Consider the following 20,580-nt stretch of genomic DNA (forward strand, 5'->3'; position numbering starts at 1 on the left):
ATGCGCGATGACGCAGGCGCAACCCTTGTCCTTCATCCACCGGTTCGTGCCCGCCGAGCGGCCGGGCGTGCCGCCGCTTCTGCTGCTGCACGGCACGGGCGGCGACGAATCCGACCTGCTGCCGCTGGGGCGTGCCGTCGCCCCGGGTTCGGCGCTGCTGTCGCCCCGCGGCAAGGTGCTGGAAGGCGGGATGCCCCGCTTCTTCCGCCGGCTCCGCGAGGGCGTGTTCGACGAGGAGGATGTCCGGGCCCGGGCGCATGAGCTCGCGGATTTCGTCGCGGAGGCCCGTGCGGCCCATGGCCTGCCGGCCCCGGTGGCGCTCGGCTTCTCCAACGGGGCGAACATCGCCGCCGCCATGCTGCTGCTGCGGCCGGAGGCGCTGGCCGGCGCCATCCTGCTCAGGGCGATGGTGCCGCTGGGCGATCCTCCGGCCGCGGATCTGGGGGGCAAGCCGGTCCTGCTGCTGTCGGGCCAGATGGATCCGATCGTCCCGGCCGACAATGCGGCCCGGCTCGCCGGGATGCTGCGGGGAGCCGGCGCCGCGGTTCAGCATCGGATCATGCCGACCGGCCATGGCCTGTCGCAGGACGATGTCGCGGCCGTGAGCACCTGGGTGAGGGAGGTGACGGCGGCATCGCTCGCGTAACCCGGGCTGTCGCAGGCGGCTAGGCCTGGGACGAGTATCCTCCGTCGACCGGGATCGCGGTGCCGGTGACGAAGTCGGACGCCCGGCTCGACAGGTAGACCGCGGTGCCCGCGAGGTCTTCGGGCACGCCCCAGCGCCCCGCGGGAGTGCGCGCCAGGACCCGGTCATGCAGATCGGGGACCTCGATCTTGCCCTGCTGGGTCAACTCGGTGTCGATCCAGCCGGGCAGGATGGCATTGACCTGGATGCCGTGCCGAGCCCAGGCGGCGGCACAGGCCTTGGTGAACTGCACCACGCCGCCCTTGCTGGCGCTGTAGGGGGCGGCGAAGGAGGCGCCGAAGAGCGAGGTCATCGACCCGATGTTGATGATCTTGCCGGCGCCTTGGCGCTGCATCGCCGGGAACACCGCCATGGTGGCCAGGAAGGCGCTGGTCAGGTTGGCGTCGATCAGGGCCCGCCACTCCTCCAGCGAATACGCCTCGGGCGCCTTGCGCCAGTTGGTGCCGGCATTGTTGACCAGGATGTCGATCCGGGCGTGGCGCTGCAGCGCCGCCTCGGCGAAGGCGTGGCATTCCGCCTCCAGGGTCACGTCGGCGGCGGCGCCCGAGGCCTCTCCGCCCAGCGCCGCGATCTCGGCCACCGCGCGCTCGGTCTTGGCGGCATCGCGGCCGACCAGCAGCAGCGCGGCGCCGGCCCGGGCCAGGCCGCGGGCGATGCCCAGGCCGATGCCGCCATTGCCGCCGGTGACGATGGCGACCTTTCCGGTCAGGTCGAACATGGAAGCTCCTGGCGTCGTCGACAGAGAGGAAGGAAAGGGGCGCTCAGGCCTTCGGGGCAGGGCGTGCCTGCTCCTCGAGGATCCGCTGCTTGATGATCTCGCGCAGGGTCTGCGCCAGGTTCGGCGTGGCGCTGGAGCACATCACCATGATCACGCAGGGCCCGTCGCCAACGGCGAGGTAGCCGTGCTTCATGGTGCTGTCGAGATAGACGCTGTCGCCCGGCTCCAGCTCGATCGGCTCGTAGTATTCGCTGTAGAGCCGCATCCGGCCCTGCAGCACCTCGACGAACTCCTCGCCGACATGCGAGCTCAGGCCGCCCATCTGCTCCGGCTCGGTGGCGCGGACCTCGATGCGGATCGGGATGATCCGCTTGTGGGCGACGTCGGAGCACAGATAGGTGTAGCTGTAGAACTCGGTGTCCAGCCGCTGGCCTTCGTGCTGGCGGCTGACGCTGCGCCGGGCCACCACCACGGCCGGGGCCGCGGCCTCGCCGGGTGAGAACAGGTCGGCGATCTCGACGCCCAGGCCGCGGGCCAGCTGCAGGATCTTGTCATAGGTCGGCGACAGCAGGCCGTTCTCGATCTTCGACAGGGTCGAGGCGGAGATGCCGGTCATGGCGGCGACATCGGCCAGGGTCCAGCCGTGATGGGCGCGGCGCTCGCGCAGCAGCCGGCCCAGCGGCGGCAGGTCGTCGGTCATGGCTCGAACTCGGTCATCCGGCGCAACGGCCCTCCAGGCGTCCGGGCGGCTCATCGGCGCGCCGCCATGCTGTCCTTCAACGACAACGCGCCCAGCACCGCAAGCGTCATCGTCGCCAGCAGCACCAGGGCCACCAGCGCGTTCACCTCCGGCGTGAAGCCGACCCGCATCATCGCCCACAGCCGGATCGGCAGGGTGGCGTCGCCGCCGACCAGGAAGAAGGTCACCAGCGTCTCGTCGAAGGACAGGGTGAAGGCCAGCAGCGCCCCGGTGACGATGGCCGAGCGCAGCTGCGGCAGCACCACGAACAGGAAGGTCTGCAGCCCGGTGGCGCCGAGGTCCAGCGACGCCTCGATCTGGCTGGTCTCCAGGCTGTCCAGCCGGACCGAGACCATGCGGTACAGGATCGCCAGCACCAGCACCGTGTGCCCGATCGTGACGGTGACCAGGCTGCGCTCGATCCCCAGCTCGCGGAACGCCACCAGCAGCGAGATGCCGGTGATGATGCCGGGCAGCACGAAGGGCAGGAAGATCACGAATTCGACGAAGGGCCGGCCGCGCCGCGCCCCGGTCTTCATGTACCAGGCCAGGCCCAGCGCCAGCACCAGCGCCATCAGCACCGAAGCGGCCGCCACCATCAGCGTGTGGCCCAGGGCCGCCAGCATCTCCGGATTGTCGGTCAGGCCGGCATACCAGTGCAGGCTGAAGCTGGACCAGTCGATCGACTGGCCCTTCAGGTCGAAGAAGCTGGTGGTCACCACCGCCAGGGCCGGGCCGTACAGCGCGGCGAAGACCAGGGCGGCGACCAGCCACAGGACGGTGATGACGATGCGTTCCGCCGCGGTCATTTCACCCTCGCATGGCGGGAGACGAGCGCGGCCAGCCCGATCACCGCGGCCACGGCCAGCAGCAGCACCACGGCCAGCGCGGCGCCGAAGGGCCAGTTGAAGGCCATGCCGAACTGGCTCCAGATCGCCCGGCCGAAGGTGAAGCCCTGGTTGCCGCCGACCATCTGCGGCGTCAGGAAGTCGCCCAGCGCCAGCACCATCACGAACAGCCCGCCGACGATCGACCCCGGCAGGCTCAGCGGCAGCACCACGGTGCGGAAGGTCTGGCCCGGCCGGGCGCCGAGATCGGCCGAGGCGGCGGCCAGCGATGGCGGGATCCGCTCCAGCGACAGGAAGATCGGCAGGATGGCGTAAGGCAGGTAGATCACCGCCATGGTGATCATCACCGCCGTCTGGTTGAAGATGAACAGCTTGCTCGGCGCGTCGAGGATCCCGGTCGACACCAGGGCCCAGTTCAGGAAGCCGTTGAAGCCCAGAATGCCGCGCATGGCGTAGATCTTGACGATGTAGTTCATCGCCAACGGGATGACGCTGAACAGCAGCATGAAGTAGCGGATCCGCCCCTCCAGCCGCCAGATCAGATAGGCGATGATGTAGCCGAAGACGAGGCCGATCGCGGCGACGATGCCGGCCAGCTGCAGCGTGCCGAGGAACACCCGGATGTAGCTGGACTGGTCCAGGAAGGCGGCATAGTTGGCCAGGGTGAACTCATGCACCACCCGGCCGTCGGCCATCGACCAGAAGCCGGTCAGCAGGAAGGCGGCCAGAGGCGCCAGGATCAGCGCCGCCGGCAGGCCGTAGACGGCGATCCGCGGCAGCCAGCGGCCCAGGGCGCGGGCGGCGGGCGACCCAGCGCCGAGGTGCCCGGCCGGGTCCGCGGGGGCGAGGGTGTCGGCCATGGCCATTCTCACGCCCCCAACACACTGACATCGGCGTCGGACCAGAACACCGAGATCGGGTCGCCGACATCGGCGCCGCCGTCGAATTCCGGCGTCGGCAGGCGGATCTTGACGCTGGAACCGGTGCCGCCCAGCCGCACCACGATCTGGGTGGTGGCGCCGAGGAAGGTCAGGCTCTCCACTGCGCCTTCCGCCGACCGCCGCTCCGCGCCCGGCCGCAGGCTCAGGCTTTCCGGCCGGATGGCGACAGCGGTCGGGCGGCCGGACGCTGCCAGGGCATGCCGGCCCAGCGGGCTGTCGACCGCAGCGGCCCCGGCGGCGCGGGCCGGCAGCAGGTTGTTCTCGCCGAAGAACCGGGCCACGAACTCGCTGCGCGGGCGGTAGTAGATCTCCCTCGGCGTGCCGACCTGCTCGATCCGGCCGTGGTCCATCACCACGATCCGGTCGGACATGGCGATCGCCTCCTCCTGGTCGTGGGTGATGAAGACGAAGGTGGTGCGGATGCGGCGCTGCAGGTCCTTCAGGAACTCCTGCATCGACCGGCGCAGCCCGGCATCCAGGGCGGCCAGCGGCTCGTCCAGCAGCACCACGCGGGGCTCGCAGATGATGGCGCGGGCCAGGGCCACGCGCTGGCGCTGGCCGCCGCTCAGCTCGCCCGGATGGCGGGCCGCCTTGTCGGCCAGGCCGACCACCGCCAGTGTGTCGGCCACCCGCCGCTCCACCTCCGCCTTTGGCCGGCGCCGCATGCGCAGGCCGTAGCCGACATTGCGGGCCACGGTCATGTGCGGGAACAGCGCATAGTCCTGGAACACGGTGTTGAACGGCCGGCGGAAGATCGGCGTGCCGGTGATGTCGGCCCCGTCCAGCAGGATCCGGCCGGTGCTCGGGGCGGTGAAGCCGCCGAGCATCCGCAGGATCGTGGTCTTGCCGGAGCCGGAGGGGCCGAGGATGGTCAGGAACTCGCCGTCGCCGATCTCCAGGTCGAAGGGCTGCAGCACGGTGACCGGGCCGTAGGATTTGCCGACCCCGGCGAGGCGGATGAGGCTTCGGAATGTCATGGCGGCCCTGGCGCTCAGTTGGCGGGTGTGGCCTTGATTTCGTTCCACAGGTCGATGCGTTTGGAGAAGCTCTCCGGCGCCTGCAGGAACACCAGCTTGTCGGCATAGGTCAGGCCGATCGCCTGGTTGGCGCCGGCGTCGGTGGTGTTGCCGTAGCCGGTCTTCTCGCTGATATAGGTGCCGACTTGTCTGTCCAGCATGGTGTCGATCCAGGCCTGGGCCAGGGCGGTGTCGCGCGCGCCGGCGCTGATCGCCCAGCAGTCGATCCAGCCGATCGCCCCTTCCTTCGGGATGGTCAGCGCGGCGTCGATGCCCTTCTTCTGCAGCTGCGGCACCTGCGGCTCGCCCATCGACATCATCAGGTCGATGCCGCCCTGGGCGAAGATGCTGACGCCGTCATCGAAGCCGGCGTAGTAGGACAGCACCGTGCGCTTCTGGTCGATCAGCTTGGACTTGATCGCGGCGAACTGCTCGTCCGTCAGGTTGAATGGGTCCTTGATGCCCAGCGTCAGCGCGGTGGTGACGATGGCGTTGTTGGCATCGTCCATCGCCAGCACCCGGCCCTCGTATTTCTCGTCCCACAGCACGGCCCAGCTGTCGGGCGGGGTGGGGAAGGCCTTCTTGTCGTAGATCAGCGGGATCGACCCCCAGGCGAAGGGCACGGCGTAGGTCTTGCCGTCGAACACGATGGCCGAGACGTCGCGGAAGGCGGGCAGCAGGTTGCCGGCGTTCGGGATCTTCGCCAGGTCCACCGGCTGCACCAGCTTCTCCTGCACCAGCCGCTTGTAGGACGAGGTCTCGATGGCGATGACGTCGTAATCCTCGCCCTTGGACGCCGTCATCTTGGCGAAGATCTCGTCGACGCTGCCGGTGTAGGTGATCTTGGCCGTGGCGCCGGTCTTCTGCTCGAACGCCTTGACCCAGGGCTCGTCGGCATAGCCCTCCCAGGTCAGCACCCGCAGCTCCTTCTCCGCTGCCGCGGCGGGCAGGGCCGTGCCCAGCGCCGCCAGGATGCAGGCGCCCATGACGAACTCGCGCCGTCTCACCATCTCAGCCTCCTGTTCATTCGTTCTTGACGTCAGACCACGGGACCGCCCAGCGGGCGGTCCGGGTCGGCATAGTCCACCGACGTGCGGTGCCAGCCGGCCGCATGCTTCTCCCAGTACAGCGCCTTCAGCCGGGCGCTGACCGGCCCCGGCCGGTCGTTGGCCATGATGTGGCCGTCGACCCGCGACACCGGCATGACGCCGCCGGCGGTGGTGGTGCAGAACATCTCGTCCGCCTGCAGCAGGTCCTCGCGCCGCAGCGGCGCGATCCGGGCGGGCAGGCCGATCTCGGCGCACAGCTCCAGCACCGAACGGCGGGTGATGCCCTCCAGCGATCCGCGGTCCGGCGTCAGCACCGCACCGTCGCGCACCACGAAGACGTTGAAGCCCGGCCCCTCGGTGACGAAGCCCTCGGCGTCCAGCAGCACGGCGGTGTCGGCGCCCTGGTCATGCGCTTCCAGCAGGCCGCGGGTCAGGTCGCCCCATTGGTAATTCTTGATCGTCGGATCGACCGAGGCGCTGGCGACGCGCGGGATCGAGGCGATGTGCAGATGGGCCCCGCGCGCCTGCACCGCCGCCGGGATCACGTCGATCCAGGGGATGGCATAGGCGATGAAGCTGTTGTCGCAATCGGCCGGCCGGCGCGACCCGAAGATGCGCGGCCGGCCCCGGGTGCAGATCATGGCGACATAGGCATCGCGCAGGCCGGACAGGGCGACGCAGCGGGCCAGGATCTGCGCGATCTCCGCCCGGCTATGCGGCGGCGCCAGCCGCATGCCGGCCAGGGACCGCTCGAACCGGTCGAGATGGTCGGCCAGGCGGAAGAAGCCGCCGTCGCGCACATGGACCACGTCGTAAGTGACGTCCGACCGGGTGAAGCCCCAGTCCAGCACCGAGATCTTCGCCTCGGCCGCCGGCACATAGGCGCCGCCGACGAAAGCCGCCCCGGCCGAGAAATCCGTCCCCGTCATGTCCGCCCCGTTGTCATCCGATTGCCGTGCAGCATGCGCAACGAATGTCTGATTGGCAATGAGAAATTTCGTATACGAATTTTTCTTTGACCTTCGGAAATCGCCGCTGCAATCTTCAGCGAGACACGGCAGCCGCAGAACGGGGAAGCGAGAATGGTTTCAGCGACGGATAGGGTGGGGCTCGGCCCGACGGGGCTGCGGGTCACCCGGCTCGGCCTCGGCACGGCGCCGCTCGGCGGCCTCTACGAGCCGGTCAGCGATGCGCTGGCTGAGGAGACGATCGCGAGCGCCTGGGACCTCGGCCTGCGCTTCTTCGACACCGCGCCGCAATACGGCAACGGCCTGTCGGAGCAGCGGCTGGGCCGCTTCCTGGCCGGCAAGCCGCGCGACAGCTACGTGCTGGCGACCAAGGTCGGTCGGCTGCTGCGGGTGCCGCTGCAGCCCGAGGCGCAGGAGGATGCGTTCTACAAGGGCACGCCGCCGGAGCGGCCGGTGTTCGACTTCAGCTATGACGGCGTGATGCGGTCGCTGGAGGAAAGCCTGGAGCGGCTGGGCGTCGACCGCGTCGACGTGCTGCACATCCACGACCCGGACGACCATTACGACGCCGCCATTGCCGGCGCCTATCGCGCGCTCGACAAATTGCGGGCCGACGGGGTGATCGGCGCGGTCGGGGCCGGCATGAACCAGGCGGAGATGCTGGCCCGCTTCGCTCGCGACGGGGTGTTCGACTGCTTCCTGCTGGCCGGCCGATACACGCTGCTGGAGCAGCGGTCGCTCGACGACTTCATGCCGCTGTGCCAGGCGCGCGGCATCGGCGTGATCATCGGCGGCGTCTACAACAGCGGCATCCTGGCCAACCCGGCCGCGGGAGCGAAGTTCAACTACCAGGACGCCGACCCGGCGCTGATCGCCAGGGCGCAGGCGCTGGACGCGGTGTGCCGGCGCCACGGCGTGCCGCTGAAGGCCGCGGCGATCCAGTTCCCGGCAGCGCATCCGGCCGTCGCCTCGATCCTGACCGGAGCCCGCAACCCGGCCGAGCTGGCGGAGAACGAGGCCCTGTTCCGCCACCCCATCCCGGCCGATCTCTGGGCCGAGCTGCGCGCCGAAGGGCTGATCGCCCCGGCGGCACCGACGCCATGATCTGCAACGACCGATACGAAGGAGCCGCGACATGCTGATCGGCATCGACCCCATCCTCGGCCCGGACATCCTGCACGGCCTGCGGGCCATGGGGCATGGCGACGAGCTGGTGATCGCCGATGGCAGCTTCCCGGCCGAGACCGTGGCCCGGCGGCTGGTGCGGGCGGAAGCCGCGGGCCTGGAGCGCATGCTCAAGGCGGTGCTCAGTGTGCTGCCGATCGACGAGTCCGAACCCGACCCGGTGATGGGGATGGAGGTGATCGGCGAACCGGCGATGGTGATGCCGGCCCACACGCTGATCCGCGACGCTCTCGCCGGAGCATCGGGTGGTGGCGTCCAACTGACGCTGCTCGAGCGCTTCCGGTTCTACGAGCGGGCGAAGACTGCCTTCCTCGTGATCGCGACCGGGGAGCGCCTGTTCTACGGCAATGTGATCATCCGGAAAGGGACCGTCCCGCTGCCATAGACACTCGCGGGACGCGGTCCGCCGATCGTCAGCGAGCGGAGCGTGGGCCATCGAAGGCGGCTTGGCGCGTATGGAGCACGCTTCGCGTTCTGACGTGTCCGCAAGTGCCAAGCTCTACAATATTATGTTAAATACTTACGGCTAAGCTGCGGCCCGGGATCCGCATTCCGAGGCATGCCGCGTCAATGCGTTGGGATGGAGGGGAGGGTGGTCGTCCGTCCTTGCCTGCTGCGCGCGCTGGCCCTGTGGATGGCAGGCCTGGCGATCGGGGTCGTTCATGCCGGCACGGCGGAGGCGGCCGGGCCGCCGGGCCAGCCCGGCATCTTCGTCGAGGTCGTCGCCCAGGGCCTGACGGGCGAGGTGACGGGGCTCCCCGAACTCGACGAACTGACCACCGTCCCCGGCTATCCGGTGATCCTGCGGGGGATGACGCCGCTCGGCCTCTACGGCAAGCCGCTGCAGATCACGGTCACCCCGCCGCAGACGATCAAGCCGCCGGACGGGACCGAGGCGCCGGAGGAGATCCCCGACAATGACTGCCCGGCCAACTTCGTCTTCGTCGGTCCGATGGAGGCCCTGCCGCCGACTGTGATCGACGTTGTCGCCGATGTCGACGGCAGCTTCGAAACCGAGTTCACACCGAAGACGATCGGCACCCATGAGGTCGAGGTCCGCGACCCCGAGCAGGGGCAGACGGGCGAGAGCAGCTTCGAGGTCGCCGACCTCAGCGACCTGGTCGACGAGCCCGACTGCGCCAAGAAGGACGAGGCCGACAAGCACGGGATCGAGGCCGAGGCGGAGCAGCTGACCGAGACGACGGGGGCGATCATCGACGCGCTCGCCGGCAAGTTCGACGACCTTCCCGCCAGCCCGGCCAAGGATGAGGCGAAGGCGAAGCTGGCCGAGCTGCAAGGTGCCATGAAGGCGTTGCGCGACCAGGGCAGATCGCCGGAATGGGTGAACGGCGTGGGCCATCTGGTGACGCTGCAATCCGTCGCGTCGGAGATGCGGGTCGCGACCATGGGGCTGTCGGTTCCCCTCAAGACCTGGCACGCCGTCGCCAAGCGCGCGAACGCCCGCGCCTCCGCGGTGCTGGCCGAGGTGACGCGCAAGAACCTCCTGTGCGACCAGCTCGACGTCGCGATCAACGGCCTCAAGGCGGTCGACTTCTTCCTCGGCCTGCTGACCAAGCCCGTCAACTATTTCATCGATTGGGGGAAGGAGAATTTGCCGACGAAGCTGGTGAGCATGATCCCGGCGGTCAAGCGCACCAAGGCCGGCACCGAGGCGGTCGAGACCTCGTGGAAGGGCATCACCACCTTCGCGCCGCTGCGGCAAGATGCGGCCAAGAGCCATTACAAGGTCGAATTCGCGGGCGGGGTCAACAAGATGGCCTATGCGATGAGCGCCTTCATGATCAGCCGCATGTTCGAGCGCTACTGCCAGACCTTCCAGGGGCCGGTCACCGGCAAGATGACCGCGGAGTTCCGCCAGTACGCCAAGCTCTACTGGACCTACACCGTCGAGATCAAAGGCGACCTGATCCTGCGCTATCCGAAGGATGCGAAGGGCGATGCGATCGCGCTGACCGGCGAGATCATGGGCAACGCGATGTCGTTCCGGTCCTGGGACAACGCCATCCCGGTGCTGTTCCCGGAGCTGGCCCAGGGCACCGTCCTGAAGGCCGTGCGCCAGGATCCGATGGGCCTCGGCGACATCAAGGTGCTGAACGAGACGCAGCGGCTGAAGGACAAGAAGATCCTAGGACAGGACATCGCGAGCCTGAACCCGCTGACCACGATCCTCGACCAGGGCGGCCCGCTCGTGCGGCTGGGCTTCACGCCGAACTTCTTCCGCGTGCCGGTCCGCGGCGACCTGCGGGGCGACACGCTGCGGCTCGAGGTGCTGCCGGCGGCGGTCGATTTCGACGACGCGCGCACAAAGGTGCTGGTCCTGATGCTGCCGGTCCTCTCTATGCGGATCACCCTGCAGGACTATGCTCTGCCGTTCAAAGGCGCGCAGTTCCTGATGCTCCGGGCGATGAATGATGGGCCGGCGGAGTTCACCGTGCAGCGCTCCGGCACCACCATGACGATCGCCCGGCAGTTCGAGCGCCGCAAGCCGGGCGACGAGGCTACGGGCGTCTACAATCTGTCGGTCAAGGCCTGCAACCCGTCCTGCTGAGGGACGCCGTTCCGGTCCGGATGGTCTTGGGGGGTGCGATGCGGATACTGGTCGTCCTGGCAGCCTTGGCGGTCCTGCTGGCCGCGCCCGCGGGCCGGGCGGAAACAGACGCCGACCAGCTGTGGCAGCGCGTCGTCGCCGCCTATGACGCGCTCGGCACCTACAGCGACAGCGGCGAGATCGTCACCGAATACGGCTCCGGCACCGCGGTGGAGATCCGCGAGCGGCACCGCTTCAAGACCGCGCTCAAGCGGCCGCGGCAGTTCTATTTCGAGTTCAACGAGGATCCCGACGCCGGGGCCGATCGCTTCGTCATCTGGTGCGAGGGGGCGGAGTTCAACAGCTGGTGGCTGACGACCAAGGTCCATGACGTCTATCCCCAGGGCAAGGGCATCGACGCCTTCGCCGTGGCCTCGCTGCCGACCAAGGGCACGGCGGTCCTCATCCCCGGGCTGCTGTTCGGATCGGCGGGGCTGCAGGGCCCGCTGCACAGCCTGGAGGATCTGCGGCTCGACGGCAGCGAGCGGATCGATGGACGCGACCACATCAAGCTCAGCGGCATCGTCCGCGAGAAATACGGCACCAGCTACGTGTCGAGCGAATATCCCGCCACGCTATGGATCGACCGGGACAGCCTGCTGATCCGCAGGATTCTCCAGGATACGCCGCTGGGCGGCGGCGGCATCAACCGCAGCCTGACGACCCTCGATCCGGTTGCCGGCCCGGAGGTCGACGACGCCGCGTTCCGGTTCTCGCCGCCATGACCGGCGCCGCGCCGGTCCGGAGGGTGGGGTGGCGGAGCCTCCTGCTGCTCGCATCGCTCCTGCCCTTCGCCGCGGCCGCATGGGCGGAAGCGCCGCGGCCGACCGTCATCGTCGTCGATGCCTCCGGCAGCATGAGCGCCGCAATCGGTGGCGTCCCGCGGCTCGACGCGGCGCGCGGCGTGCTGGGCGAGATGCTGGCGCACTGGCCCGCGGCCGCGCCGGTCGGCCTCCTCGCCTATGGCCATCGCCGCAGCAGCGACTGCAGCGACATCGAGGTACTGTCGCCGATCGGCCCGCCCGACACGGCGGCGCTGGGCCGGCGGCTCGCCACGCTGCGCGCCCGCGGCAAGACCCCGCTCGCCGCCTCGCTGCAGCAGGCCGCCGGCATGCTGCAGGCCGCCGGTGGCGGCGGCACCATCATCCTGGTGACCGACGGGATCGAGACCTGTCACCCCGACCCTTGCGGCGTGGCCGCCGCCCTGCGGGCCGCCGATGCGGCCCTGTCGATCCGCGTCATCGGCTTCGCCGTCGAGGCGAAGGACGAGCAGCAGCTGTCCTGCATCGCCTCGGCCGGCGGTGGTGACTATCGCACCGCGGCCGATGCCGACAGCCTGCTGGCCACCCTCGACACCGCCGCGCGCGCGGCGACCGCCCCCGCGCCGGAGCCCGTGCCGCCCCAGGCCGAGTCGGCACCCGCGCCCGTCGAGGCGCCCGAGCCGGTGAAGACGGCGCGGGTCGGCATCGTCGCCGTCATTCCGGGCGAAGGCCCGGTTTCCGATATCGCGCTCGACTGGCGCGTCACCGGCGGCGAGGGCCCCGAGCCCGTCCGCTACGAGGGCCGGACCAGCCTGGTCGAGCTGACGGTGCCGGCGGGCCGCTACGCCATCGCGGCCGCGGTCGGCAATGTCGAAGCGCATCGCGATGTCGAGCTTGCCGGCGATGCGGCCCGGATCGAGGTGCCGTTGGCGGCGGGGCGCCTCAAGGCGCAGGCGGTGCCGTACAAGGGCGCCGAGCCGATCGCCGAGGGGCTGCGCTGGACCCTGGCGCCGCTGGACGGCCAGGCGGCGGTCGAGGTGCCGGCGGTGGCACGGCCGGCGCTGCTGCTGGCGGCCGGGCGCTACCGCCTCGGGGTGGAGCATCAGGGGCGGCGGTCGGATCAGGAGGTAACAGTGGCCGCCGGTCATCCGCTCGATCTCGCGCTCAGCCTGCGGTTGGGCGAGCTGAAGCTGTCGGCCGCGCTGGCGGAAGACGGCGAGCCGCTGACGGATTGGCGCGGCCTGGCCTGGCGCGCCCTGGCGCCGGACGGCACCGCTGCGGCCGAGGCGGTCCAGGAGGCGGCGCCGCTTTTCGTCCTGCCCTCCGGCCGCTACCGGGTCGAGCTCGCCGTTGCCGGCACCACCGTCTTTCGGGACGTCGAGATCGAGGAAGGCGCGCAGCGGGAGGCGCGCATCGTGGTTCCGACCGGCAGCCGGATTCTGACCGCCGCCCTCGGCCCGGGCATCGATCCCTTCAGCGACTGGCGCGACACCAGCTGGACCGTCACGGCGGTGGACACCATCGGCATCGCCCCGGGAACGGCGCTGATGCAGGACCAGCCCGTCGCCAACCCGACCGTGCCGCTGCTGCCCGGCCGCTGGCACATCGCGGTGAAGAGCGGGGTGGCGACAGCCGAGCGGGACCTGGTGGTCGCGCCGGACACCGAGGAGACGGTGCGGCTCGACCTTCTGGCCGGGCGTCTCGGCGTGTCGGCGCTGCCGGAGGAGGGCGCGGCTCCGCCGGCAAATATCGTCTTCGAGTTCCATCCCGTCGCCGCCGATGGAAGCCTCGGCCCCGCAGCGTTCTCCGGCGGCAGCAGCCAATCCCTGGAAACCATCCTGCCGGCCGGTCGCTGGCATGTTGCCGCGGTGGCCGACGACGATCGACGCGCCGAGGCGATGGTCGACCTTGCCGCCGGGGACGAGAAGCTGCTCGAGATGACCTTGGCCGAAGGAAAGTAGCGAGGTCCCGTCTGGGTTGCAGCCGGATGTTCCATGCCGGCCGTGGTCATGAGCTGGACGCCGGCGCCGATGCGGCCACCACATCGGAGCGGGGGATCGAGCCCCGCTCCGACGCAGACAGATCGCCCTCCTATGGTCCTCAAACCTCGGCGACGTCAGAAGTCGAATTTGTCGATGTTCTCCTTGGTGAAGACGAAGGGCGCTCCGAGCAGGATCTCGCTGCCGTTGACGACGGTGAGATCGCCCAGCTTGCCCGCCTTCACCGAGGTCGCGCCGGGCTTGAGCGTGCCGTCGGCCACGGCCCGCAGCACGTACATGGCGGCGTAGCCCAGGTCGACGGGGTTCCACAGCACCACCGACTTGACGCAGTCCTTCGCCACATAGGGCTTCATGGCGTTGGGCGTGGCCAGGCCGACCACGGCGATCGAGCCGCATTTGCCGGCCTGGGTGACGGCCTCGGCCGAGGCCGGCGTCGCCACGCTGGTCATACCGACGATGCCCTTGAGCTCGTCGCCATGCTTGTTGATCAGCGTCGTCGCCTGGTTGAAGGACAGGATGTTGTCTTCCTGGGCCTCGACCGTCTCCAGCCACTTCAGCTTCGGGTGGCACTTCTCGGCATAGGCCGCCATCTCGGCGATCCAGCGCGCCTGGTTCGGCGTGGTGAAGGTCGAGGTGACGATGGCGAAGGAGCCGTCCTCACCGATCTCCTTCGCCAGGTTGTCGATCAGCGATTTGGCGATGCCGTTGAACTCCGCCTGGTTGACGAACCACTGGCGGGCGTCCGGCGTCGAATTGGCGTCGTAGCCGACGACGTTGATGCCCTTCGACAGGGCCTTCTTCAGCACCGGCGCGATCGCGACCGGGTCGTTGGCGGCGAACAGGATGCCGTCGACGCCGCTGGTGATGGTGTTGTCGATGAAGGTGATCTGCTCGTCGATATTGGCCTTGGTCGGGCCGTCGGTCTTGGCGCTGACGTTGCCGAGCTCCTTCGCCGCGTCGGCGATGCCCTTCGAGGTCGCGTTGAAATAGCCGATGCCGATCAGCTTCGGAATGTCGACCACAGTGATCTTCTTGCCGGCGCGGTCCGGCGCGCCGGTCGGGACCCCGCCGTCATAGGGCTTCGCCGCGGCCGCGGCGGCCGTCGCATCGCAGGCCAGCGGGCTGGTCGGCAGGTCGTCCCCGCCGGTCCAGGCCGATTCCGCCCGCGCCGCACCGGCGGCAAGCAGCACGCCGAATGCAAGGGCCCAAGTCGTCCGCCTCATGTCATCTCCTCCACTGTTGGCGGGCCGGACTCCGGCGAGGCCCGCATTTCTTGGTCAGCCGTCGCCGTCGCGGCGGAACAGGTTGCCGATGAGAATGGCGAGGATCAGCACCACGCCGATCACGACGATGGTGCCGTCGCCCTTCACCCCGGCCAGGGACAGGCCGTTCTTGATGGCCTGCATCAGGATAAGGCCGAGCACCGTGCCGATGACCGTGCCGCGTCCGCCGAAGATGCTGGTGCCGCCGAGGACGACGGCGGTGATGACGTCGAGCTCCAGCCCCGTGCCCATGTCCGAGCGCGTGGTCGACACCCGCGACACGAAGACCACGGCGGCGAGCCCGGCCATCAGGCCCGAGCCGGTGTAGATCAGGAGCTTGGTGCGGTCGACGCCGATGCCCGAGAAGCGGGCGGCGGTCTCGTTGGCGCCGACCGAATAGGTCGAGCGGCCGAAGGTGGTAAGGCCGAGGATCACGGCGGCGGCCACCGTGACGGCCAGCAGGATCCAGAGCTGCGAGGGGACGCCGAGCGCCTCGCCCTGGCCGAGGCCGAAGAACCAGTCCGGATAGCCGCGCACCGAGCGCGCCTGGCTGATGCCCTCGGCCAGGCCGCGATAGAGGGCGAGGGTGGCCAGGGTGGCGATCAGCGGCGGCACCCGGAAGCGGGTGATGATCAGGCCGTTGACCAGCCCCGCCACGGCGCCGACCACCAGCGCCAGGGCCATCGCCGCGGGCAGCGGCAGGCCGAGGGTCTTCCAGAACACGCCGAGCAGGATGGCGCAGAGTCCGAGGATCGAACCGACCGACAGGTCGATGCCGCCGGTGACGATGACGAAGGTCATGGCCAGCGCGACAAGCCCGACCTCGGCCATCAGCCGGCCCTGGTTCAGCAGGTTATCGAGGGTGAAGAAGCGGTCCGACTGGGTGGCCAGAAGGGCGAGGGCGATGGCGACGAGGATGGCGAGGATCGTCTCGTGCCGGAGGAGGAAACGCAGCGACACCGGCGCCCCTCCTCAGATCGCGACGCGCCGGCGCCGCACCATGTCGGCGAGCACCGTGACGAGGATGAGGAGGCCGAGCACGGCGCGGAGCCAGTAGGCCGACACGTTGAGGAAGATCAGCGCCGAGCCGATGGTCGCGAACAGGAGGGCGGCAAGAGTCGAGCCGATCACCGTGCCCATGCCGCCCAGGATCGACACCCCGCCGATGACCGATGCGGTGATGACCGTGAGCTCGAGATTGGGCGGCACGGTCGACTGGATGACCTGGAGCTGGGTCGCGAACAGCACGGCGGTGATGCCGGCGAAGACGCCGTGAATGGCGAAGACGGCGACGGTCGTTGTCTCGATCCGGATGCCGGTCGCCCGCGCCGCCTCGGCATTGCCGCCGATGGCATAGATCGACCGGCCGAAGGCCGAATAGCGCATCCAGAAGGCGGTGAGGAGCGTCAGCACGACCATGAAGTAGATCGGCAACGGCAGGCCGAAGAGGCGCTTCTGGGCGATCAGGTAGTCGGCCGGCAGGTTGGTGATCCAGGCGCCGTCGGTGACGCTGATCAGGCCGCCCTTGAGGATCGACAGCATGCCGAGCGTCACCACGATCGACGGGATGCGGGCGTAGGCGACGAGGCCGCCGACGAAGGCGTTGACCACCACGCCGGCGAGGATCGGCGCGGTCCAGGCGACCCAGACCGGATAGCCGCCGACCGCGAGCGTGCCGGAGAGTGTCGCGAGCACGCCGATCAGCGAGCCGACCGACACGTCGATATGACCCGAGATGATCACCAGGGACATGCCGAGCGCGGCCACCGCGATATAGGCGTTGCTCGAGAAGATGCTGGTCAGGTTGGTGTCGCTGAGGAAGCGCGGGTTGACCGCGCCGACCACGACGAAGAGTGCGACCAGGGCGCCCAGGATGACCAGTTCCTGGCCATAGGCTCCGAGGAAGCGACCGAGCCGTCCGCTCCGGGCCGATGAGCGGGCCGCGGCCGTGATCGTGGTCATCAGGCCGCCTCCGCCGGGTCGCCGGATCGCGTCATGGCGGCGCCGACCGCATCGGGCGTCGCCTCCGCCCGGTCGAAGGTGGCGGCGATGCGCCCGCCGCTCATGACCAGGACACGGTCGCTCATGCCCAGCACCTCGGGGAGCTCACTCGAGATCAGCAGGATGGCGAGGCCCTGGGCGGCGAGCCCGCTGATCAGGGCATGCACCTCGGCCTTGGCGCCCACATCGATGCCGCGCGTCGGCTCGTCGAGGATCAGGATGCGCGGCTCGGTGGCCAGCCATTTCGCCAGCACCACCTTCTGCTGGTTGCCACCGGAAAGCTGGCGGACCGCCTGCTCCGGCCCGCGGGTGCGGATGCCGAAGCGCTTGATGGCGTCGCGGGCGAGGGCGCTTTCGCGCCGCAGGTCCACGATCGAGGCCTTGGCGATGCGGCCGAGAACGGCCAGCGACACGTTCTCGCGCACCGTCTGCGGCCGGATCAGGCCCTGCAGTCCCCGGTCCTCCGGCACATAGGCGATGCCCAGGTCGCGTGCCTGGCCCGGCCCGCCGATCGCCACCGGCTTCCCGTCGAGCAGGATCTCCCCCGCCGTGGCCGGGGTGATGCCGAAGACGGTGAGCGCCAGTTCGGTGCGGCCCGAGCCGACCAGCCCTGCGATGCCCAGGATCTCGCCGGCATGCAGCGACAGCGAGATGTCCTGCACCGTTGTGTTGTACGAGACGTTGCGCAGCTCGAGCACGGTCGGCCCGATCGCCGCCTCGCCCTTGGGAAACAGCTGTTCGATCGAGCGGCCGACCATCATCGACACCAGCGTCTTCTCGTCGACCTCGCCGATCGGCCGGGTGCCGATCAGGGCCCCGTCCCGCAGCACGGTGACCCGGTCGGCGAGGGCGAAGATCTCCGCCATGCGGTGGCTGACATAGACGATGCCGACGCCCTGGCCGCGCAACCGGCGCACCACGTCCATCAGCCGCTTGACGTCGGCGTCCGCCAGCGCCGCCGTCGGCTCGTCCATGATGACGAGGCGGGCGTTCCAGGACAGCGCCTTGGCGATCTCGACCCGCTGGCGGTTGGCGACGGAAAGGCTGCCCACCCGGACATCGACGTCGAGGTCGTGGCTGTCGAGCGAATCGAGCAGCTCGCGCGCTCTGATCCGCATCGTCTCCCAGTCGAGCCCACCCCAGGACCGGCGCGGCGCATGGCCGAGGAAGATGTTCTCGGCCACCGTGAGCTCGGGGAACAGCAGCAACTCCTGGTAGACCGTGGCGATACCGGCCTGCTGCGCTTCGCGCGGCGAGGAGAAGCTCGCCGGCCTGCCGTCGACGCGCAACTCCCCGGTGTCCGGCCGGTGCACGCCGGCGAGGATCTTGATCAGCGTCGACTTGCCGGCGCCGTTCTCGCCGAGAAGGGCGTGCACCTCCCCGGGGCGCACGTCGAAGCCGATATCCCGGAGCACCGTCAGCCCGGCGAAGGATTTGGAGATGCCCGCCAGCTCGACGACCGGGGGCTTGGCGCGCTCATCCATGGTCGGCGCCCTTTATCCTCATCGCCATGGGTGGCGTTTCCCGTCCCTGTCGATCCGCTTCTGAAAACCGCCGGTGTGCTGGAGCGCGACGCGCGGCAAGTTGTCTCCTAATTGTCTGATGATCAGATCACGAAAGCGGCCTTATTGCCACCACCTCCGGAGGCCGCTCCTTCAAGGAATTTGGAACCCGATCGGTCACCTGGGAACACGACCGGAACACCGGTCGGGACCATGCCGGGACTTCCCGGTTCACCGTCCCTGGGGAGACCGGCGCCTTCTTGTTGCGGGCCCTGTCCACGCGGCGCTCCCCTACGATCCTCGCGACCAGATCGTCGTCGATCTCGGACAGCAGCCTTCCCGGTTCGACGCGCTTCACCAGCCGCGCGAGCCACCGGTCGACGTCGTCGCCGGACGCCTGGTGCTGAGCGATCTCCTGATAGAACCGCTCCGCCGCTTCGTTCATGGTCATCGGCCGGCGCCGGATCGCGCCGATCGCCGCCTCTATGCGCTTTGCAGCTTCGACCTGCTGTGCCGCTGCTCGGTTCTTCGTGCCCGTGCTGCCATGAAATCGTAGGCCCCGAACGACGAAGTCGTAGTGATAGTTCCTGCCGATCGGCGCGGCCGACGCCCAGCGCCGTGGCGCCAGCTCTGATCCCGTCCTCGACCTCTTCCACGAATGGCGGGCTCTCCATGCAGAACTGGATGCCTGGCAGGACGACTGGCAGAAGAAGGAGGGCGTCATGCTTCGCACCGTCGGCATGCCGCGCGTTCTCGTACCGGTGCCGGGCAAAATCGAACCAGTCTCGGCCTGTGAACCCGCCGAGATCGACGAGTTGCTCGAGGATCTGCCTGGAACGGAGGAGCTCCGCCCGAGTTCGAAGCGCACCGTCGCCGCTGGGAGATGGCGGCAAGTGCGATCGGTCTCGGTCAGGTGGAGGAGCGTGTCGACCTCGCTTGGGATCGCTGGGACGCCCTTACCGAGACCATCTGGCAAACGCGCGCGGGCAGCTTGGCCGGTGCCGCCGCGAAACTCGCCATGGTTCTCTCCGCCGGTCAGTCCCGATTCGACGATGACGAGTTCCCCTGGCCACCCTTGCGCTCCGTCCTCGCGGATCTCCAGCGCATCGGAAAACTGCCCGACAGTGTGGTGTCGACCTCACGATAAATGATCCGCGTGATCGTCGCTGTTGTACGCGACAGAGGCGGCTCGGGCGTGAATAAACTGTAAGAGCTTCTGAAAGTCCTGGACTCGCTGAGTGGCTGCGACAACAGTCGCTCGTTGATTCTCAAGGAGAACAGAAATGGCGGAGGAGACTTCCCTCGGGCTGCAGCAGGGAGCGGCGGACAAGACGCGAAAGCTGACCGTGCAGATCGTTGCTGCGCATGTGGCTCACAATAATGTTGCGACAAACGACCTGCCGGCACTGATCGATCAGGTCTACAGCGCCCTCAGCGGCCTCGGGAAACCTGTCGAGCCGATGCAGGAGCGGCCGCAGCCGGCCGTGCCGATCAAGAAGTCGATCACGCCCGACTACATCGTCTGCCTCGAGGACGGCAGGAAGCTGAAGATGCTCAAGCGGCATCTGAAGACCGCCTACAACCTCACGCCGGACGAGTACCGGGAGCGTTGGGGACTGCCCGCCGACTACCCGATGGTCGCGCCGAACTACGCCAACCAGCGCAGCGCATTGGCGAAGACGATCGGGCTCGGGACGCGTCGTCTGGTACAAGCCGCCGCGCCGGCCCCGCAGCCGACTGCCCCGCAGACCCGCCGCAGCCGCAAGGCTAGCTGAGAGTCTAGATCCGGCGCTCGCGGGCATGACCACGAGCGCCGGTGCCGAGAGACACCGCTCCGGAGGTCGCGATTATCACCTCCGCCGGCCCATGATTGGCGTGTCCTGACCCGCGCGGTGCTTCCGGTTTGTCCCCATTCCTGACATTCAGCGGCCTGCCGGGCTTCTCAGAAGCGGACATGCCTCACCACCAAGGCGGCTCCAATACCGGACCTCAGGCGGGGCCCGGCATCTTCTCTTAGGGCGCTGGATCAATGAAGTGCTTCAACTTGGCGCGCTACATCCCGAACGCAAGGTTCTTCGAGCAAAAACAGGCGCATACGCTAGCAAACCTATGCAGCTAAGGGCACGCAACATCATGGCGTTAGCGGATGTTGCGCACCACTTGCGCGCCAGTCTCCGGAGAGGCGGCGCCTATCTGCCGAGAACGGCACCACCGCACGAGCGTTCGCTCGGCTTCCAGCTTGCGAAGCTGAAGGATCGACTCGCGCGCGTGGGGAG

18 protein-coding genes and 1 pseudogene are annotated in these 20,580 nt (G+C 69.0%); 7 read left to right on the forward strand and 12 right to left on the reverse strand.

Going from position 1 to position 20,580, the window contains the following annotated elements:
* Window positions 1-7: 7 nt before the first annotated feature.
* The gene (locus tag FFK22_RS12530; RefSeq protein ID WP_138889935.1) at window positions 8-646 is read left to right on the forward strand and encodes an alpha/beta hydrolase; all 639 of its coding nucleotides are present in this window, start codon (window positions 8-10) and stop codon (window positions 644-646) included.
* Window positions 647-665: 19 nt separating this feature from the next.
* Here the strand turns inward: FFK22_RS12530 and FFK22_RS12535 are convergent, their stop codons facing one another.
* The 7 genes from FFK22_RS12535 to FFK22_RS12565 are packed head-to-tail and all read right to left on the reverse strand — an operon-like array spanning window position 666 to window position 6,946.
* Window positions 666-1,424: a glucose 1-dehydrogenase gene (locus tag FFK22_RS12535; RefSeq protein WP_138889936.1), complete on the reverse strand. Its 759-nt coding sequence runs from the start codon at window positions 1,422-1,424 to the stop codon at window positions 666-668.
* Window positions 1,425-1,467: 43 nt separating this feature from the next.
* Window positions 1,468-2,124 carry a helix-turn-helix domain-containing protein gene (locus FFK22_RS12540; RefSeq protein WP_138889937.1) on the reverse strand — a complete coding sequence of 219 codons (657 nt, stop codon included), beginning with the start codon at window positions 2,122-2,124 and terminating at the stop codon, window positions 1,468-1,470.
* Window positions 2,125-2,174: 50 nt separating this feature from the next.
* Window positions 2,175-2,972 (reverse strand): ABC transporter permease, encoded by a 798-nt coding sequence (locus tag FFK22_RS12545; protein WP_138889938.1) that lies wholly within the window; start codon window positions 2,970-2,972, stop codon window positions 2,175-2,177.
* On the reverse strand, window positions 2,969-3,871 hold the full coding sequence (locus FFK22_RS12550) for an ABC transporter permease (RefSeq protein WP_138889939.1): 903 nt from the start codon (window positions 3,869-3,871) through the stop codon (window positions 2,969-2,971). Before FFK22_RS12550 ends, FFK22_RS12545 begins: the two co-directional genes overlap by 4 nt.
* Before the next feature lie 8 nt (window positions 3,872-3,879).
* A complete protein-coding gene (locus tag FFK22_RS12555) occupies window positions 3,880-4,929 on the reverse strand; it encodes an ABC transporter ATP-binding protein (RefSeq protein WP_138889940.1) in 1,050 nt (349 codons plus the stop codon).
* A gap of 14 nt (window positions 4,930-4,943) precedes the next feature.
* Window positions 4,944-5,978, reverse strand: a complete 1,035-nt coding sequence (locus FFK22_RS12560; RefSeq protein ID WP_221938557.1) for an ABC transporter substrate-binding protein — start codon at window positions 5,976-5,978, stop codon at window positions 4,944-4,946.
* Window positions 5,979-6,007: 29 nt separating this feature from the next.
* Window positions 6,008-6,946: an aminotransferase class IV gene (locus tag FFK22_RS12565; RefSeq protein WP_138889941.1), complete on the reverse strand. Its 939-nt coding sequence runs from the start codon at window positions 6,944-6,946 to the stop codon at window positions 6,008-6,010.
* 153 nt (window positions 6,947-7,099) lie between these two features.
* Here FFK22_RS12565 and FFK22_RS12570 point away from each other — a divergent pair, with 153 nt between their 5' ends.
* The 5 genes from FFK22_RS12570 (at window position 7,100) to FFK22_RS12585 (ending at window position 13,500) form a co-directional block, all read left to right on the forward strand.
* Window positions 7,100-8,089 (forward strand): aldo/keto reductase, encoded by a 990-nt coding sequence (locus FFK22_RS12570; RefSeq protein WP_138889942.1) that lies wholly within the window; start codon window positions 7,100-7,102, stop codon window positions 8,087-8,089.
* Between the two features lie 31 nt (window positions 8,090-8,120).
* A complete protein-coding gene (locus FFK22_RS12575) occupies window positions 8,121-8,555 on the forward strand; it encodes an RbsD/FucU family protein (RefSeq protein ID WP_138889943.1) in 435 nt (144 codons plus the stop codon).
* Between the two features lie 207 nt (window positions 8,556-8,762).
* A complete protein-coding gene (locus tag FFK22_RS12580; protein ID WP_138889944.1) occupies window positions 8,763-10,739 on the forward strand; it encodes a hypothetical protein in 1,977 nt (658 codons plus the stop codon).
* Between the two features lie 38 nt (window positions 10,740-10,777).
* Window positions 10,778-11,503, forward strand: a complete 726-nt coding sequence (locus FFK22_RS42900) for a hypothetical protein (RefSeq protein ID WP_186002438.1) — start codon at window positions 10,778-10,780, stop codon at window positions 11,501-11,503.
* A complete protein-coding gene (locus FFK22_RS12585) occupies window positions 11,500-13,500 on the forward strand; it encodes a VWA domain-containing protein (RefSeq protein ID WP_186002439.1) in 2,001 nt (666 codons plus the stop codon). Before FFK22_RS42900 ends, FFK22_RS12585 begins: the two co-directional genes overlap by 4 nt.
* Before the next feature lie 155 nt (window positions 13,501-13,655).
* Here the strand turns inward: FFK22_RS12585 and FFK22_RS12590 are convergent, their stop codons facing one another.
* The 5 genes from FFK22_RS12590 to FFK22_RS12610 form a co-directional block, all read right to left on the reverse strand.
* A complete protein-coding gene (locus tag FFK22_RS12590) occupies window positions 13,656-14,762 on the reverse strand; it encodes a substrate-binding domain-containing protein (protein WP_138889946.1) in 1,107 nt (368 codons plus the stop codon).
* Between the two features lie 54 nt (window positions 14,763-14,816).
* Window positions 14,817-15,761: an ABC transporter permease gene (locus tag FFK22_RS12595; protein ID WP_138889947.1), complete on the reverse strand. Its 945-nt coding sequence runs from the start codon at window positions 15,759-15,761 to the stop codon at window positions 14,817-14,819.
* A 12-nt stretch (window positions 15,762-15,773) separates the two neighbouring features.
* Window positions 15,774-16,763 (reverse strand): ABC transporter permease, encoded by a 990-nt coding sequence (locus FFK22_RS12600; RefSeq protein ID WP_138889948.1) that lies wholly within the window; start codon window positions 16,761-16,763, stop codon window positions 15,774-15,776.
* On the reverse strand, window positions 16,763-18,286 hold the full coding sequence (locus FFK22_RS12605) for a sugar ABC transporter ATP-binding protein (protein ID WP_138889949.1): 1,524 nt from the start codon (window positions 18,284-18,286) through the stop codon (window positions 16,763-16,765). The genes FFK22_RS12600 and FFK22_RS12605 overlap by 1 nt, the downstream gene beginning before the upstream one ends.
* A 127-nt stretch (window positions 18,287-18,413) precedes the next feature.
* Entirely contained in the window at window positions 18,414-19,028 is a 615-nt protein-coding gene (locus FFK22_RS12610; protein WP_138889950.1) for a hypothetical protein, read from the reverse strand.
* Window positions 19,029-19,587: 559 nt separating this feature from the next.
* Between FFK22_RS12610 and FFK22_RS12615 the strand changes: the two are divergent.
* Window positions 19,588-20,004, forward strand: a pseudogene (locus FFK22_RS12615) (MucR family transcriptional regulator); the annotation flags it as partial.
* Window positions 20,005-20,580 lie beyond the last annotated feature (576 nt).

The organism is Mycobacterium sp. KBS0706 (assembly GCF_005938675.2).
Classification (GTDB): Bacteria; Pseudomonadota; Alphaproteobacteria; order DSM-16000; family Inquilinaceae; genus Inquilinus.

What these genes read in the sequence shown, in the direction of transcription:
- FFK22_RS12530 (WP_138889935.1), top strand. Translation starts at nt 8, where the DNA reads ATGACGCAGGCGCAACCCTTGTCCTTCATCCACCGGTTCGTGCCCGCC.
- FFK22_RS12535 (WP_138889936.1), bottom strand. Translation starts at nt 1,424, where the DNA reads ATGTTCGACCTGACCGGAAAGGTCGCCATCGTCACCGGCGGCAATGGC.
- FFK22_RS12540 (WP_138889937.1), bottom strand. Translation starts at nt 2,124, where the DNA reads ATGACCGACGACCTGCCGCCGCTGGGCCGGCTGCTGCGCGAGCGCCGC.
- FFK22_RS12545 (WP_138889938.1), bottom strand. Translation starts at nt 2,972, where the DNA reads ATGACCGCGGCGGAACGCATCGTCATCACCGTCCTGTGGCTGGTCGCC.
- FFK22_RS12550 (WP_138889939.1), bottom strand. Translation starts at nt 3,871, where the DNA reads ATGGCCGACACCCTCGCCCCCGCGGACCCGGCCGGGCACCTCGGCGCT.
- FFK22_RS12555 (WP_138889940.1), bottom strand. Translation starts at nt 4,929, where the DNA reads ATGACATTCCGAAGCCTCATCCGCCTCGCCGGGGTCGGCAAATCCTAC.
- FFK22_RS12560 (WP_221938557.1), bottom strand. Translation starts at nt 5,978, where the DNA reads ATGGTGAGACGGCGCGAGTTCGTCATGGGCGCCTGCATCCTGGCGGCG.
- FFK22_RS12565 (WP_138889941.1), bottom strand. Translation starts at nt 6,946, where the DNA reads ATGACGGGGACGGATTTCTCGGCCGGGGCGGCTTTCGTCGGCGGCGCC.
- FFK22_RS12570 (WP_138889942.1), top strand. Translation starts at nt 7,100, where the DNA reads ATGGTTTCAGCGACGGATAGGGTGGGGCTCGGCCCGACGGGGCTGCGG.
- FFK22_RS12575 (WP_138889943.1), top strand. Translation starts at nt 8,121, where the DNA reads ATGCTGATCGGCATCGACCCCATCCTCGGCCCGGACATCCTGCACGGC.
- FFK22_RS42900 (WP_186002438.1), top strand. Translation starts at nt 10,778, where the DNA reads ATGCGGATACTGGTCGTCCTGGCAGCCTTGGCGGTCCTGCTGGCCGCG.
- FFK22_RS12585 (WP_186002439.1), top strand. Translation starts at nt 11,500, where the DNA reads ATGACCGGCGCCGCGCCGGTCCGGAGGGTGGGGTGGCGGAGCCTCCTG.
- FFK22_RS12590 (WP_138889946.1), bottom strand. Translation starts at nt 14,762, where the DNA reads ATGAGGCGGACGACTTGGGCCCTTGCATTCGGCGTGCTGCTTGCCGCC.
- FFK22_RS12600 (WP_138889948.1), bottom strand. Translation starts at nt 16,763, where the DNA reads ATGACCACGATCACGGCCGCGGCCCGCTCATCGGCCCGGAGCGGACGG.
- FFK22_RS12605 (WP_138889949.1), bottom strand. Translation starts at nt 18,286, where the DNA reads ATGGATGAGCGCGCCAAGCCCCCGGTCGTCGAGCTGGCGGGCATCTCC.
- FFK22_RS12610 (WP_138889950.1), bottom strand. Translation starts at nt 19,028, where the DNA reads ATGACGCCCTCCTTCTTCTGCCAGTCGTCCTGCCAGGCATCCAGTTCT.